We start from the raw sequence: 15,474 nt of genomic DNA on the forward strand, positions 1-15,474 counted from the left end.
CACTTGAATACCTCCCTCATAAAGAGAGAGGTATCGAAGATTATTTCTCACTTATTTTTTCGTTATTCATCACTCACACCCCATTAAGGAAAGGTTATGTTTTCTTACCTCGAATTAGGAGAACTAAACCTAGCGTTGAAAATCATAAATTCTTCCCCTGCCAAATCAAAGTCTTAGTGTTTTATAAAAAACCAAGAATGTCTTTTAAAGCATCTTCTTTTCTTTCAATCAAAGAAACATTACCTTTATAAGCATCCATGTAAATATTCTCTGTAACCTCAGCAATTTGATTAATTAAATACTCTCTTCGGTTTAATTTTTCAATCATTTCAGTAATGAGAATATAATATGGCTCATGCTTCACTCCATTCTCATCAATGTAGGGCTTTAGTTCTTCATAAATTTTATAGTCCCCATTTAATATCGCCTTGGTATATCTGGAATCCAATACTTCATTAATGATCAGATCATTAAATGGGTTGGTTCGCTCACCTTCATAATACCTTGTAAATATTGAAAGCGGTTTCATTACTGGCTTAAAAGGACCTATTGAAGATATAAAGATATCGAATAAATCTGAGTCACTATCCTCTTCTGAGATTTTTACATCGCTGATTTGCCTTTCATTCAGTGAAATTTTTACTTCACCAGTCAATTCATTATAGATATACTCAATTAGCGCCTCTTTATTACTAGGGTATTCATCTAAACCAGCCTCTTCACATAATGGTTTGCAAAGAAGCTTGAAAGTATTTTCCTTGTCAATTTCGTAGAGATACCTGGCGGTGGCAGATAATTTTGACTCATGTTTTATACTTTTTAATATTGCTTCCATGAAAATTTGTTTTTTATCAAGAGATAATGACTTAACGTATTCTGCTGCATGATACTCTTGGATTGATTTATGTAAAAAAACATAACGGTCATAACCATCTTTTTGAATCAAACATGTGATATCGATGAAGTCATAAGCCATATCCTCAGGCTCGCAATCCTCTATGCCACAAAGACTAAGAGATTGTTTTGTATAATCCAATATCGAGTGGTGTGTAAAATCTTGACGATTGTCATATAAGGATTTAAAACAGAGAGCACAAAAAGAATCAAACGCCTCTGAAGGGGTTATATTACTTTTTCTTTCACGTTTATAATTTTTTATTTTGTCATGCCTAAAATATAGAGTTGTAAAAAGTTTAGAGTAGAACTCGATAGCACTGTTTGGGATTGAATCTAAATGCGGGTAGCAGATATAAAACAATGTCACCAACAATGGTGAATTCATCGTTTCTACTAAATTAATATTTCCCTTTAGCATTGAAAATATTTGTGTAAGTGTCTCTTGCTCAACCTCTCTAGAAGAGCTCAACTTCTTTAGTATTGATATAATATCCGATCTTTTTATTCTCTTTACTTTAAAATTAATTATGCCTGACTCCGTGCATACTTCCGTTCCATCCCTACTTGTTGTGATAATTTGCAGATTATAATTTCTGTTGAGAAAAATTATTTCCTCAAGCATTTTCTCTCTCATGCTTGAAGAGATTTCATCAAATCCATCCAATAGCAATACAACACTATTGCTTTTCAGTAATTCTACCAAACTTTCTTCATTGGTGTTTATACCTAGTTCGTCTAGAATTTTTAAAAGTGAACCAGTAATGCCATTTTTTTCTATTTTCCTCAACTCCATAAAGAATGGGATTTTATCTCCTACTTTAATAGATTCTAATAGAATTTTTCTAAGGATTGTGCTTTTCCCTTGCCCTGCAAACCCAATAATATTAGTGATATTATTATCTGACAATAAAAAATTATCCCCCACCCTATATTCCTTCCCATCATGAGAAATAATTAAAGGGTGATATATATCATTTAGCATAACATCATTCTCGGAGCTATGAATGGTTCGCATTTTCATAGCTCTAGAAATATGCTTCACGACGTAGTCGCTATGTACATCTATAGAAGTTAGTTGTTCAACGATACCTCTACCTTTTTTAAATTCACCAAGCCAATTCTTAGATAAAACTTTATTAAATATAACCTTGGCAGTTTCACTTACACCTATTTTTAAAATTTCGGCAGCAATTGGGTCCATTGTAATACTCCTTAATTAAAATGGTTAATTACCATACGATTTATGATTTACTTTAAATTTAAAATTAAATATTTGTAAGGCCACATTATAAAAAATGTAAAATAATTAATCATAGATCTTGTATCGTCAATTATTAGCCTACACTACCCATATCAGTACTCACCAAATAGTATGCCTAGTCACAATATCAGTTATATGCGCTTGCTCTGTCAACATTCTCTTGTAAAAACTGAGATTACAAATTTAATCTAATGAAAAACAATAATTTACTGTGTGAGGCAACTGTAACTTGGGGAGGTTACACTCATAAATCTCCGATGGCACTGGTAGGGGGCTACAACTTTGGACAATTCACTCCCATAACCAACTAGCTGGCTTACGTCACGTTGATTGGTACATGGTGAAGCAACGTCCGCTCCTGGCACAAAACGGAAGTTAATCATTAACTTCCCCTGTAAGCGGGACTCTGTTGGCGCGTATTGAACTTTACATACTGAAACTAGCGCTTTGCACACCGTGCGGCAGGCGGGGGTTATGCTCTCATTTTTCATAGTTCTTATAGGCATTTTGTGTGCCTAAAGCATTGATCAAAACGGTGTATAGGTTTACTGTATATCCATACAGTAAATGCAACGGAGGCTATTATGAGAGTTGAGTTAAGCATTGATAGAACTAAAGAACTTCCTAAGGGCGCTGTCCCGGCTCTGGAAAAAGAACTGTTAACACGACTGCAGGATCAGGTAGGCGATTGCATCCTGGTTATACGACGAGCAGGCTCAGACCGGTTAAGTGTTCTGGGCGGTGAAAAGGACGCGAAGAAGAAGGTAGAAGAGATCCTCCAGCAGACCTGGGAAAGCGCTGACGACTGGTTTTATTAATTCAGCATGTAATTAGTTTCCTGGGTGGAAGGGGAGGTTTGGTGAAACAAAAAGAAGAATTTCCAAAAAAGGGTTATGCAGTCATCAGATGTCACGATGGGGTTATCGTTGCACGACTGCACTCATTTCCTGAATGTGACCGTGCGCTGATGTACAGGCGAGGTGATGTGGTGTCGTTTACGCCGCTTCTGGATGATGAGATTGTAGGGTCGCCAACTCTCTTTACGCAGATGCTGGAGCGGGCAGGTTACCGTGTTTCGCTTAATTCTGTTAAACTCCCGTCATAGGCCTGAACAACCTATACCTGCTGCGCCACTGGAGAGATACCATGGCGCAAAAACCTTCCAAACAAGCACTTAAACTGGTTCCTTTCGGAATCAGCGATTTCTTTTTGCCTGCGCACTTACTGGTGACGGCATGAAGAAAACTAGCTTCATTCACACCCAGCTCACGACGAAAGAAGTGGACGAGCTCGAGGCCCGCTATCGCGCTAATGACGTGCGGACTGTGCGCAGCCTTGATTTCGATCTCATCCACTGGACGCTCACCGCTTATCTGCCCGAGGCAAACAGAGCCCCGCGTCAGGATAAGACCTTCCAGCAAAAGCTCTGGAGGGAATCGTGAAGACCTACAACATCACCCCGATGGGCAAACCCAGAATGACCAGGGCGGATAAGTGGAAAAAGCGCCCGGAGGTTCTCCGGTACCGTGCATTCTGCGATCACGTTCGGCTGCTGGGCGTCGAACTGCCGGAAGCAGGCGCGCACATTACGTTCATCCTCCCGATGCCCCCGAGCTGGAGCAAGAAGAAGCGCCAGGAGATGGCAGGGAAACCGCACCAGCAGAAACCCGACAAAGATAACCTGGAGAAGGCCCTGATGGATGCCATCTATGCGGATGACGCCCATATCTGGGATTCCCGCGTGACGAAGCGCTGGGGTGAGTTAGGGCAGATCATCATCGGGGTGATCGACTGATGCGCGCCTTGCTGAAACCGGTTATTGCCCGGGAGCTGGGCGTTGTGCTGCTGAAGCCGGGCAGCGAGCTGATGCCCATGTTCATCTCAGGGCGCGTGCTGGTGGAGAGCCAGCCTGCCAGCATGGCCAGCTTTGAGACCGGGCGAGTGCCAGACCTTCGCCAGCCGCTGGCGGCCAACCCGGCGCTGCGTCCGTTCTTCCTCCACGAAAAGGTGATCACCGCTGCTGGTGGGCTGGCTGGCCTGGAATACTGGTTGCTGCGCCACGGCGGCGGCACCTGCCAGTACCAGCACAGCAATTACCACTATCACGAACTGACCACCATGCGGCACGAGCCCGGCGCGATCCTTCTCTGTGGCCACTGCGACAACCGGCTGCGCGAGCAGTACACCGAACGTCTGGCGGAACTGGCGCGTCAGAACGTCATCGACTGGGTGCTGGACATCGCCCGAGTAGCGCTGGCGCTCGACAAAGCCCGTGAACTATCACTGGCTGAATTGTGCTGGTGGGCTGTTCGTGCCGGTGTCACCGACGCGCTGCCTGAATCCGTTGCCCGAGATGCATTGCGCCTGCCGGCGGAGAAACAAACGTACCGCGAGAGCGAGATCGTACCGTCGGTACCGGCCACCAGCATCATCGCCGACAAGGCCCGCGCGCTACCTGCAGCACCTGCAACACCTGCAGGCGCTCCACCAGCCATTAAGCCAGTTGTGGGCGTGCTTGTGGATCCAGAATCACCGCAGACCCTGATGAAGCGGCCAAAGCGGACCCGTTGGGATAAACCCAAATACCTTGCATGGGTTAAGACACAGCCCTGTGAGTGCTGCGGCAGACCGTCAGATGATCCACACCATCTCATCGGCTGGGGCCAGGGAGGCATGGGAACGAAGGCGCACGACAGTCTCGTGATCCCCCTGTGCCGCCAGCACCATACCGAACTACATAACGATCCGGTGAAATTCGAGCGTAAGCACGGTACTCAGCCGGAAATGATAATCAGAGTGCTGGACCGGGCCTTTGCGCTCGGCGTTCTGGCTTAAGGAGCAGTACAGGATGACACCACGTCAACGCCGCATTCATATCGAAGGTCTGGGTAAAGCAGCTGCAGCACCGAGGAAAAGTTACCTCGGGAAGTTCACGCCTCTTAAAAGTGTTCAGTCTGCCTGGATCAAATCCTTGCTGACGGTCTGGGGGGAATGCGTAGGCGGTAAAACCCGCGCGCAATACCGCCTGGAGAACTGCAGCCAGTTCTGGTCTGAGGTAAAGCAATCAGAGTGGTCAGACACTCAGCTTACGCGCATTACTGAGGCGCTGGGGCAGGCAAGGGAAGAGGGGTTCCGTGGCGTACAGGCAGCATTGCGCGCCCGGTCCATTCTGTGGCCGGTAACCCTGTCTGAATTGATAGAAGAGAGCGAGCGCCATGATGATGCCGACTTTATCGAACAGATCATGCTGAAAACCTTTGACCAGCGCGATCCGGTTTATGTGGTCGGCCTGCAGTTTTACACCACCCGCAAGAAGATATCCGACATCACCCGGGAATTGCAGCACGTGGCCCCCTGGCTTACTGACGGAGAAGCGCGTAAGCGGGTGCGCTGGTGCCTTGAAATCTTCCAGGCGAAGGTATTTCTGGCTGTTCGCCGACAGATAGAAGCCGAGCAAAAGTGAGATGTATGTTAAATATTTTTAAGAAGGAGTTGAAAACGGGCCAGAAAAATGAATAATCCATTCATGCTTGGCAGAGCTGCGCCACGATGGCAGCGACGAAAAGCCTTTATCAAACAAATTCTGAAACCTCGCTTTGGCGGGGTTTTTTATTGCCTGCATTCCCCATCCCGTCGCTTGGGAGAGTGCTATAATGATCTTGAAACATAATTAGAGTGACGCGGGCAAACGCCCAATGTGTATACAACGGCATTTACGACCAGCATTCACTGCTGGTCTTTTTTTTCCGCCATTAGCTCAACCGGAGAGAGCACGGAGCTTCTACCTCTGTGGTTCGGGGTTCGAATCCTCGATGGCGGACCATTGCATCGCTTCATTCTTAATTAAGTATTTCTCACACCAGCCCGTAACCACAATGGCTAGACTCTCCTCACAGTGAGGGAGGGAATGGCATGATAGAGGGATTTTACTGGATACAGCACAATGGCAGAGTTCAGGTTGCCTACTATACCCATGGAGAAACGGAAGATCTTGAAACGGGTAAGACCGTAATCGGTATTTGGCACCTGACGCAGGGTGATCCCATTTGTGATGACGGCGAAGCAGAAGTTCTGGAAGGTCCTCTTACACCATCATGATCTCGTCGGTCGTTCCGGGTTTGATGAAGGTGGTCGTTATTCGAATGCGTTCCCTGTAATTACAATTTAGGCGAATTTGGAATAACGCTCCTATTAACTGGCATCATCGCACTCCTGTAACCATACTTAGTTTTCTGCTTACGACTGAAAGGAGCGAACTATGCCAGTTAACCATGCTGAATGCATCGAAGCCTGCTACAAATGCGCGGCTGCCTGTGATTATTGTGCTGCTTCATGTCTGAAAGAAGAACAAGTGGATATGATGCGTGAGTGCATAAGACTCGATATGCAATGCGCGAATATTTGTCGGCTCGCAGCGCAATTTATGACCTTTGATAGTGAATTTGCCAGATCGCTATGCCGGGTCTGCGCAGAAGTCTGTCAGAAATGCGGTGAAGAATGTGGGAAGCACGAAGCAGAACATTGTCAGAAATGCTCTGAAGCCTGCCTTCGTTGTGCAGAAGCGTGCCGCTCGATGGCTTAATGGAGCTTTCTCCCAGTTTTCTGTTTGAGCATCGACACTTAGAATTCTGACAAATTTTTGCTATGGTTATGAGTCAGGTGAATCCCCCTATGCGGCGGGGCAATCCAGTTAACTGCTAAGTGCAGATATGCTTGCGGCTCGTATAACTGGTAACGAGTCACCGGGAGGCACCCGGCACCTGTCTTATTCTCCATTTCTGAGTTAAATATCGCCTGCTAGTAAAGCAGGCTTTTTTATATGCGCTTCGTTAGTAGTGCTATTATTTAATCGTGAACCAAGCCATAACCATTAACCGGACATCCTGACCGGCCAGTATCGCTGCTCGACACAGCTACTATTTGGATGATGGCGACGTATCACGCCTACCTACTTAAATTTCCAACTCATTTAGGCCTGCGTAAAAGCGGGCCTTTTTTTATTTCAGGTTCCCGGAACCCCCCATCAATCGTCTTGTCGTTAATTCGTCCGGAGAGCCTGATCCCTATCCACACTACACCCGCGAACCAGCGAGGTGAGAGAAATGTCCCGTATGAGCAAACTTGTCACCGGAGTCGCCCTCGGCACCTCAGGAGGAACCATCCTGAACGGCGTCCTCACAAAACTGAGCCCTGACGAATGGAGCGCCATCGGCGTACTGGCTGGTATTGCCGGGATCATCGTTACAGGGCTCATTAACTGGTACTTCAAACGCAAGGTCGCCAATGCACAGGTAAAGGCGCTTGAGAAGTATGGCCCAGCAGTCAAAGTCGGAGATGATTAAATGCCAATGACCAGTAGCCTGCGTAACAAACTCATCGCCGCTGCTGGTGGCGGTGCAATGCTGATCGCCTCGCTGTTTCTCGGTGGGCAGGATGGTGTCGAAGGGCGGAAGTATGAAGCCTATAAAGACGTCGCCGGGGTGTGGACTGTCTGCGATGGCCATACGGGCCGGGATATCGTAAGAGGGAAGAAGTATACCGATCGCGAATGTGACCAGCTGCTGTGGGAAGACCTCCAGCCAGCCAAGCGAACGGTAGATAACCTGGTCAAAGTACCGCTGGGCGAATATCAGCGTGCTGCACTTTACAGCTTTGTTTTTAACGTTGGGTCTGATGCGTTCTCTAAGTCCACGCTGCTGCGCAAGCTGAACAAAGGCGATCACGACGGAGCGTGCGAAGAGATGCGGCGCTGGGTTTACGCTGGTGGCATGAAGTGGAAAGGCCTCCAGAACCGAAGAGAGATGGAGCGATCGATGTGCCTGGCGGAGAGTAAACATGACCTCTAAAGCCTGGCTGATAATCGGCGTGGAACTGCTTTTATCCTTCTTTGTTATTTATTTTCTGATTGGCCAGGTAGGCAATGAGAAGAAGCGTGCTGACAACGCCGAACAAAACCTGAAACTGGCGAACTCCACCATCACCGATATGCAGGTGCGCCAGAGTGATGTTGCTGCGCTCGATGCCAAATACACTGGAGAACTGCGGGATGCAAAAGCCACTATCGATCAGCTTGAGCGCGATGTTGCTTCTGGCAAGCGTCGGCTGCAGCTCAACGCCAGATGCACCACGAACGGAACGACCACATCCTCCGGCATGGATGATGGCACCGGCCCCCGACTTACTGACTCCGCTGAACGGGATTATTTCACCCTCAGGGAGCGAATCGAAACCGTCAACAAGCAACTGAGCGGTCTGCAGGCGTATGTGCGCGAGCAGTGCCTTAACTAACGAGGAAGATATGAGCGAAGCAAAACCGCAGGATGGAAGCACCGTAAAGGGGTACCGCACGTTAACACCTGGCGACATTGAGCGTATGAACCGCCTGAAAGGAGTAAGCCGCCATTTCTGCAGCCTGCTCGATACCGAACGCGGAGAGCTGCTGGCTGTCCGTCATGGGCCAGCAATGCTGAACACTGAGCAGGCACGTGAGATTGATGACGCTATACGCAGCCTGTCTATTGCCCGCACTAAAATGCAGGAAGCCTGTATGTGGGCTTGTCGTGCTGTTGCCCGGCCTGACGCTGACTGTTAGCCATTCCAAAGCTCATCTGCGGATGTGCTTGATAATGGGAAAAGAAGCCCTCAAAGGAAGGGAATCCAAATTCTTTTGAGGGCATGCAAATGCATATTCGTTACACCTTGAATTTAGCAGCGTGACATTAAGTGGGTATGGGAAGTTTCCCATAAGCGAAGCTGCCAGGTTGGAGTGTTCAGCCACATCAAAAAAACAGTGAGCCACTGGGCTGGTGGTTCTCTATTGCTATCACCATGGGCAGACCCATCGTAATGGCTACAGGGGATAAATCGAAAATATACCCTATAGGGAATAAACCACAGCCTCGCTCACGCGGGGCTTTTTTATTGGAGCCAACAATATGCCTGCAGCTATCCCTCGCGCCTGTCGTAAGCGCGGGTGCTCCGGCACCACCACTGACCGTTCCGGCTACTGCGAAACCCACCGTAACGAAGGGTGGCAGCAGCATCAGCGCGGCCTGAGCCGCCACCAGCGTGGCTACGGCAGTAAGTGGGACATCATCCGTGCCCGCATCCTTAAGCGTGATCGACACATCTGCCAGCAGTGCCTGCGCAACGACAGACCTCGTCCGGCTGAAACCGTCGACCATATCATCCCGAAAGCTCACGGCGGCACAGACGAAGACAGCAATCTCGAATCGCTGTGCTGGCCATGCCATAAACGCAAGACCGCGACGGAGAGAACCCGATGAGCTATACGCGTTGCACCTACTGCGGATCGACGCTGCACACCGTAGCGAATTGCCCAAAGACATGGGGTGGCTCAGCCCGCCGTGCGAACCTGCGCTGCGGCTACTGCGGTCAGTCGGGCCATAACTCCAGCGCCTGCCCGCACAATGCCAGTAGCGCGCGGCGCCGCAACCTCAGTGATGACTTCCATCTTGACTGATGTAATGCGAAATGATTTCAAACTTAATCATTTTGATGTGAATGATATTGATTATCACTACCGGGGGAGGGCGGGTCAAAAGTTCAGGCCCCTGCCTGCTAAGGACCGCCGCCTAACCTTTTTTCACACCGCCGCAGGTTAGAAAACTTTTTTATGGGGATCCCCACCATCGATTAATAGGAGTTTTCGATTATGCCAGGACCACCGAAAACCCCGACACATCTGGCTTTGGTGAAGGGGAACCCATCCAAAAGAGCTGTCAACAAAGAAGAGCCAAAACCCGCTTCTGGGGTACCCCCAGTTCCGAAGCATTTCGACAAGATGGGGAAGTATTGGTTTAAGCGAATTGGCGAGGAGCTTAATGCTGTCGGGGTGATGACCACCTTGGACGGTAAAGCACTTGAGCTGCTGATCGAGGCCTACACCGAATACCGACAGCATTGCGATGTTCTGGCTGAAGAGGGTTACACCTATAAAACAGTATCTGCTACTGGCGAAGATATTGTTAAGGCTCACCCGGCAGCCGTCATGAAGTCCGATGCCTGGAAGCGTATTCGGGCGATGCTCGGTGAATTTGGCATGACCCCCGCCAGCCGATCCAAGGTTGGCGTTAAAGGCCCGGCCGAGGCCGATCCACTGGATGAATTTCTTAAAAAGCGCAAATGATGAATGGCAACGGTTTCGGAAGGTATTCAGTACGCCGAGCGCGTACTGTCTGGCGAGATTGTTGCTGGCGAACTGGTACGCCTGGCGTGCCAGCGATTCTTCAATGATTTAGAGCACGGACCGAAGCGGGGCGTGTACTTCAACGAAGGTCGCGCCCAGCACATTCTCGATTTTTATGATTTTGTACCTCACGTCAAAGGTGCGCTGGCTGGAAAGCCCATTAAGCTGATGCCCTGGCACGTTTTCATACTTATAAACCTGTTTGGCTTCGTCATACATTTAGTTGATGAGATGACGGGTGAAGTGGTTATGGAGGATGGTGCAGCTGTTATGGTGCGCCGCTTCCGCACGGCTTATGACGAGGTGGCGCGTAAAAACGCCAAATCTAGACTTTCGTCTGGCATTGGGTTGTACATGACCGGTGCCGACGGCGAGGGAGGCGCTGAAGTTTATTCAGCCGCCACGACCCGCGACCAGGCGCGGATTGTTTTTGATGATGCCAAGAACATGATCAAGAAAGCCCCCCGCACGCTGGGGCGTCTTTTTGGTCACGTTAAGCTCAACATTCACCAAGAGCGTTCGGCCTCTAAGTTTGAACCGCTCTCCAGCGATGCGAATAACCTCGACGGCCTGAATATACATTGCGGCATTGTCGACGAGCTGCACGCTCACCGTACCCGTGACGTCTGGGACGTCCTGGAAACAGCTACCGGTGCGCGCCTTCAGTCCCTGCTTTTCGCAATAACGACGGCGGGTACCAATAAAGAGGGCATCTGTTACGAGCAGCGGGATTACGCCATCAAGGTGCTGCGCGGCGTGGTGGAGGATGACACCTACTTTGCCCTGATTTATACCCTCGACGAAGGCGACGATCCCTTTGACGAGGCCAACTGGCCGAAAGCTAACCCAGGCCTCGGTATCTGTAAGCGCTGGGACGATATGCGCCGCCTTGCCAAAAAGGCAAAGGAGCAGGTCGCGGCGCGGCCGAACTTCTTTACCAAGCACCTGAACATCTGGGTAACAGCTGAGAGCGCCTGGATGGACATGGACCGCTGGGCAAAAATGCCGGGTATTGCTTCGGAAGCTGAGCGTAAGGCGTGGCCACTATGGGTGGGGGTCGACCTCGCCAACAAAATCGATATTTGTGCGGCGGTGAAAGCCTGGCGCGATCCGGCAGGTGAAACTCACATGCAGCCACGCTTCTGGATCCCGGAAGGGCGACTGGAAACAGCGCCAGCCCATATTGCAGAACTTTACAGGAAGTGGGCCGATGCCGGATATCTTGAGCTGACTGACGGGGACGTTATCGATCACGGCATGATTAAAGCCGATATTGTGGAGTGGGTGAAGGGCGAGAACATCAAGGAAATTGCTTTCGATCCCTGGAGCGCCGTTCAATTCAGCCTGTCACTTGCGGAGGAAGGCTTGCCGCTGGTGGAAGTCGCACAGACGGTCAAAAATCTTTCTGAGTCCATGAAATCAGTGCAGGCGGAGATTTACGGCAACAAGTTCCACCATGACGACAACCCCGTTATGCGGTGGATGATGTCAAACGTCACGGTTAAGCCTGACAAAAACGACAACATCTTCCCGAACAAGTCCACCCCTGAAAACAAAATTGACGGACCGGTTGCACTGTTTACGGCTAAAAGCCGGATGCTGGTCAATGGTGGTAATGATGCTCAGGATCTGAGCGGCTTCTTTGAAAATCCAATCATGGTAGGTTTCTGATGAAGAAAAGTAAGCAGCCGGGCAAGGTAAAAAGCGCCTTGCTCAACTGGCTGGGCGTGCCCATCAGCCTGACTACCGGAACGTTCTGGCAGGAGTGGTATGGCACGAGCAGTAGCGGCAAGGTGGTGACTGCAGATCGGGCTATCCAGCTTTCTGCTGTTTGGGCTTGTGTCCGGCTTCTGAGCGAATCTGTATCCACGCTACCGGTTAAGATTTACACCCGACAGGCTGATGGATCGCGCAAGCTGGCGCAGAACCATCCGGTTTACCAGGTGCTTTGTCGCCGCCCAAATCTGGAAATGACGCCGTCGCGCTTTATGCTGATGGTGGTGGCCAGCATCTGCCTGCGCGGTAATGCCTTTGTCGAGAAGCTGTTTATCGGCAATAAGCTGGTGTCGCTGGTGCCACTGCTGCCCCAGAACATGGTGGTGAAGCGGCTGGATACCGGAAGGCTGGAATACACCTACACCGAGGACGGCAAGAAACGCGTTATCTCCGAAAAGAACCTGATGCACATCCGGGGATTTGGCCTTGATGGTGTCTGCGGCATGATGCCAATGATGACGGGTCGTGACGTGATCGGCGCGGCGATGGCCGTCGAAGAGTCCGCTGCAAAGATTTTCGAAAATGGCCTGCAAAGCTCGGGGTTTCTTTCAGCTGACGCGGCGCTTGATAAGGATCAAAGAGAGCGACTTCGGGGCTATATGCAGGCCTTTACCGGCTCTAAGAACGCCGGAAAAATTATGGTTCTTGAGGGCGGGCTGAAATATCAGAACGTCACCATGAACCCGGAAGCCGCGCAGATGCTTGAGTCGCGGTCGTTCAGCATCGAGGAAATCTGCAGATGGTTCCGCGTGCCGCCGTTTATGGTCGGGCATACATCAAAGCAAAGCAGCTGGGCATCGAGCCTGGAGGGGATGAATCTCCAGTTCCTGACCCACACGCTGCGCCCGCTGCTGGTGAATATTGAGCAGGAGATTTCCCGCTGCCTGCTGAATGGTGAAGAGGACCTCTTTGCCGAGTTCTCGGTAGAAGGCCTGCTGCGCGCCGACAGTGCTGGCCGGGCGGCGTACTACACCAGTGCGCTGCAGAACGGCTGGATGTCCCGCAACGACGTGCGCCGCCTGGAGAACATGCCACCGATTGAGGGCGGCGATCTTTATACGGTACAGCTCAACCTGACGCCGCTTGAAGACCTGAAGAAAAACAGCCCGGCAGCACAGGCTTTTGCGCTGCGACAGGTCCATAACCACGTATTCCCCGATATTCCCTTCGAACAGTCACCGCTGAAAAAAGCGGCTTAGGAGCATCCATGACGATTAAAAGCCTTCCGGCTGCGCCGGAGGGGCGACCTTTTGCGCGCGAAAAACCTGATCTGCCGGCTGCGGCAATGGAGCGCTGGAACGGTGGTATCCGCGCCGCCCGGGACGGTGACAACAGCATTTCTATCTTCGACGTGATCGGCGCGGACTACTGGGGAGAGGGAGTGACGGCCAGCCGCATTGCGGGTGCGCTGCGCTCGCTCGGCGGTGCTGACGTGACGGTTAACATCAACAGCCCGGGCGGCGACATGTTCGAAGGCCTGGCCATATACAACCTGCTGCGTGAGTACGACGGCAAAGTCACTGTGAAGGTGCTTGGCCTGGCGGCATCGGCAGCATCGATTATCGCGATGGCCGGTGATGACGTGCAGATCGGACGAGGCGCTTTCCTGATGATCCATAACTGCTGGGTCTATGCCATGGGTAACCGTCACGACCTGGCGCAGATCGCCGCGGATATGGAGCCGTTTGATAAAGCAATGAGCGATATCTACCAGGCGCGCAGCGGTCTTGATGCCGACACCGTCGATGCAATGATGGACAGCGAAACCTATATCGGCGGCAGCGAAGCGGTGGAAAAGGGCTTTGCTGACAGCCTCCTCTCAGCTGATGAAATTGCTGACGACGACGACAGCCCGGCAGCGGCGCTGCGCAAAATTGATGCCCTGCTGGCCAAAACCAGTACGCCGCGATCGGAGCGGCGAAAACTCCTTAAAGCCTTATCCGGCAGCAAGCCAGGCGCTGCTGCCACCCCTGAAGGTACGCCGAGCGCTGCCACCATCGAAAACGAAACTATTGACCGACTGGAAGCCGCGCTCAGCGGCCTGAAAGCGGCTGCCCAGTAAAACGGAGATGTTATGTCTGATGTAAATGAGATTCTGAAAAAAGTCAGCGCCAGCATTGAAGAGGCGACCGGCAAATTCAATGCCAAGGCAGAAGAAGCTCTGAAAGAAGCTAAGAAAAATGGCGAGCTGTCAGCGGCAACCAAAGATACTGTCGACAAAATGGCAGTGGAATTTAATGCCCTGAAAGATGCTGAGAAAACGCTTAAGGCGGCGCTCGGCGAACTTGAGCAGCAGGTTGCTCAGATGCCGCTGGCGAATGCTGCAAAGGTGATCGAGACCGTTGGCCAGACCGTTATCAGCAGTGAAGCGCTGAAAGCGTTCGCGGCAAGCGTTGAAGGCGGGAAGCGCGTCAGCGTTCCGGTGAATGCTGCGCTGATCTCCACTGACGTGGCAACTGGTGTGGTTGAGCCGCAGCGCCTGCCGGGTATTGATACCGCGCCGAAGCAGCGTCTCTTCATCCGGGATCTGATTGCCCCGGGCCGCACCTCTGCGCCAGCCATCTTCTGGGTGCAGCAGACTGGCTTTACCAATGCGGCGAAGGTTGTTCCTGAAGGCACCGCCAAACCGTACAGCGATATCCAGTTCGCCACGCAGATTACGCCGGTGACCACCATCGCGCATATGTTCAAAGCGTCCAAACAGATCCTGGATGACTTCGCGCAACTGCAGTCCACTATCGACGCCGAGATGCGTTACGGCCTGAAATATGTCGAAGAGCAGGAAATTCTCTTCGGCGATGGTACCGGCGCGCACCTGAAAGGCATCGTCCCTCAGGCATCTGCTTATGACGCTGCCTTTACCGTTGAGCAGCAGAACGGCATCGATGATCTTCGCCTCGCAATGCTGCAGGCGCAGCTGGCGCGCTTCCCGGCTTCCGGCCACGTCCTGCACTTCATCGACTGGGCGAAGATTGAGCTCACCAAAGACACGCTGGGTCGCTACATTCTGGCGAACCCGGCGGCGCTGACCGGCCCTACTCTCTGGGGCCTGCCGGTTGTGGCCACTGAGGCCGCAGCATTCCAGGGCAAGTTCCTGACTGGTGCGTTTAACGCCGCGGCGCAACTGTTCGATCGTGAAGATGCCAACGTGGTTATCTCCACCGAGAACGCCGACGACTTCGAGAAGAACATGATCTCGATTCGTTGCGAAGAGCGTCTGGCGCTGGCGGTGAAACGTCCGGAAGCGTTTATCTACGGCTCCTTTACCGCACCTGCTGCTGGTGGCGGCGCGTAAACCTTAACGGCGGCCTGAGGGCCGCTTTTCTTTTTC

At 51.1% G+C, this 15,474-nt stretch carries 20 protein-coding genes and 1 tRNA gene; 20 read left to right on the forward strand and 1 reads right to left on the reverse strand.

Annotated features, from left to right (window positions below):
- Positions 1–181: 181 nt before the first annotated feature.
- Complete coding sequence (locus GNG29_RS08990) at positions 182–2,098, reverse strand: NACHT domain-containing NTPase (RefSeq protein WP_156654307.1); 1,917 nt, start codon at positions 2,096–2,098, stop codon at positions 182–184.
- A 644-nt stretch (positions 2,099–2,742) separates the two neighbouring features.
- On the opposite strand from GNG29_RS08990, the gene GNG29_RS08995 reads away from it, so the two are divergent.
- The 20 genes from GNG29_RS08995 to GNG29_RS09085 all read left to right on the forward strand — a co-directional run bounded on the left by GNG29_RS08995 (position 2,743) and on the right by GNG29_RS09085 (position 15,438).
- On the forward strand, positions 2,743–2,976 hold the full coding sequence (locus GNG29_RS08995; protein ID WP_156654308.1) for a DinI-like family protein: 234 nt from the start codon (positions 2,743–2,745) through the stop codon (positions 2,974–2,976).
- Between the two features lie 41 nt (positions 2,977–3,017).
- The gene (locus tag GNG29_RS09000; RefSeq protein WP_072010775.1) at positions 3,018–3,263 is read left to right on the forward strand and encodes a hypothetical protein; all 246 of its coding nucleotides are present in this window, start codon (positions 3,018–3,020) and stop codon (positions 3,261–3,263) included.
- A 130-nt stretch (positions 3,264–3,393) separates the two neighbouring features.
- A complete protein-coding gene (locus GNG29_RS09005) occupies positions 3,394–3,600 on the forward strand; it encodes a hypothetical protein (RefSeq protein WP_032617608.1) in 207 nt (68 codons plus the stop codon).
- Positions 3,597–3,953, forward strand: coding sequence for a RusA family crossover junction endodeoxyribonuclease (locus tag GNG29_RS09010; RefSeq protein ID WP_032617609.1), 357 nt, complete (start codon positions 3,597–3,599; stop codon positions 3,951–3,953). Before GNG29_RS09005 ends, GNG29_RS09010 begins: the two co-directional genes overlap by 4 nt.
- Entirely contained in the window at positions 3,953–4,993 is a 1,041-nt protein-coding gene (locus tag GNG29_RS09015) for a DUF968 domain-containing protein (protein WP_032617610.1), read from the forward strand. The genes GNG29_RS09010 and GNG29_RS09015 overlap by 1 nt, the downstream gene beginning before the upstream one ends.
- Before the next feature lie 13 nt (positions 4,994–5,006).
- Entirely contained in the window at positions 5,007–5,621 is a 615-nt protein-coding gene (locus GNG29_RS09020; protein WP_032617611.1) for a hypothetical protein, read from the forward strand.
- A gap of 283 nt (positions 5,622–5,904) precedes the next feature.
- Positions 5,905–5,981: transfer RNA gene (locus tag GNG29_RS09025), tRNA-Arg, on the forward strand.
- 89 nt (positions 5,982–6,070) lie between these two features.
- A complete protein-coding gene (locus GNG29_RS23290) occupies positions 6,071–6,256 on the forward strand; it encodes a hypothetical protein (protein WP_032617612.1) in 186 nt (61 codons plus the stop codon).
- A gap of 160 nt (positions 6,257–6,416) precedes the next feature.
- On the forward strand, positions 6,417–6,740 hold the full coding sequence (locus GNG29_RS09030) for a four-helix bundle copper-binding protein (protein WP_072010776.1): 324 nt from the start codon (positions 6,417–6,419) through the stop codon (positions 6,738–6,740).
- A gap of 529 nt (positions 6,741–7,269) precedes the next feature.
- Positions 7,270–7,500: a class II holin family protein gene (locus tag GNG29_RS09035; protein ID WP_168192050.1), complete on the forward strand. Its 231-nt coding sequence runs from the start codon at positions 7,270–7,272 to the stop codon at positions 7,498–7,500.
- Positions 7,501–7,506: 6 nt separating this feature from the next.
- On the forward strand, positions 7,507–8,004 hold the full coding sequence (locus GNG29_RS09040; RefSeq protein ID WP_197431848.1) for a lysozyme: 498 nt from the start codon (positions 7,507–7,509) through the stop codon (positions 8,002–8,004).
- The gene (locus tag GNG29_RS09045; RefSeq protein WP_156654310.1) at positions 7,994–8,446 is read left to right on the forward strand and encodes a lysis protein; all 453 of its coding nucleotides are present in this window, start codon (positions 7,994–7,996) and stop codon (positions 8,444–8,446) included. The genes GNG29_RS09040 and GNG29_RS09045 overlap by 11 nt, the downstream gene beginning before the upstream one ends.
- Positions 8,447–8,456: 10 nt before the next feature.
- Positions 8,457–8,750, forward strand: a complete 294-nt coding sequence (locus GNG29_RS09050; protein ID WP_156654311.1) for a hypothetical protein — start codon at positions 8,457–8,459, stop codon at positions 8,748–8,750.
- 343 nt (positions 8,751–9,093) lie between these two features.
- Positions 9,094–9,444 carry an HNH endonuclease gene (locus GNG29_RS09055; RefSeq protein WP_156654312.1) on the forward strand — a complete coding sequence of 117 codons (351 nt, stop codon included), beginning with the start codon at positions 9,094–9,096 and terminating at the stop codon, positions 9,442–9,444.
- Complete coding sequence (locus tag GNG29_RS09060; protein ID WP_032617619.1) at positions 9,441–9,641, forward strand: hypothetical protein; 201 nt, start codon at positions 9,441–9,443, stop codon at positions 9,639–9,641. Before GNG29_RS09055 ends, GNG29_RS09060 begins: the two co-directional genes overlap by 4 nt.
- Positions 9,642–9,833: 192 nt before the next feature.
- Positions 9,834–10,307, forward strand: coding sequence for a phage terminase small subunit P27 family (locus GNG29_RS09065; RefSeq protein WP_156654313.1), 474 nt, complete (start codon positions 9,834–9,836; stop codon positions 10,305–10,307).
- A gap of 3 nt (positions 10,308–10,310) precedes the next feature.
- Entirely contained in the window at positions 10,311–12,038 is a 1,728-nt protein-coding gene (locus tag GNG29_RS09070) for a terminase large subunit (RefSeq protein ID WP_156654314.1), read from the forward strand.
- Positions 12,038–13,342: a phage portal protein gene (locus GNG29_RS09075; protein WP_156654315.1), complete on the forward strand. Its 1,305-nt coding sequence runs from the start codon at positions 12,038–12,040 to the stop codon at positions 13,340–13,342. Before GNG29_RS09070 ends, GNG29_RS09075 begins: the two co-directional genes overlap by 1 nt.
- An 8-nt stretch (positions 13,343–13,350) precedes the next feature.
- Positions 13,351–14,205: a head maturation protease, ClpP-related gene (locus tag GNG29_RS09080; protein WP_156654316.1), complete on the forward strand. Its 855-nt coding sequence runs from the start codon at positions 13,351–13,353 to the stop codon at positions 14,203–14,205.
- A 12-nt stretch (positions 14,206–14,217) separates the two neighbouring features.
- On the forward strand, positions 14,218–15,438 hold the full coding sequence (locus GNG29_RS09085) for a phage major capsid protein (RefSeq protein WP_114317019.1): 1,221 nt from the start codon (positions 14,218–14,220) through the stop codon (positions 15,436–15,438).
- Positions 15,439–15,474: the final 36 nt, after the last annotated feature.

Origin of the sequence: Leclercia sp. Colony189 (assembly GCF_009740165.1) — a bacterium.
Taxonomy (GTDB): domain Bacteria; phylum Pseudomonadota; class Gammaproteobacteria; order Enterobacterales; family Enterobacteriaceae; genus Enterobacter.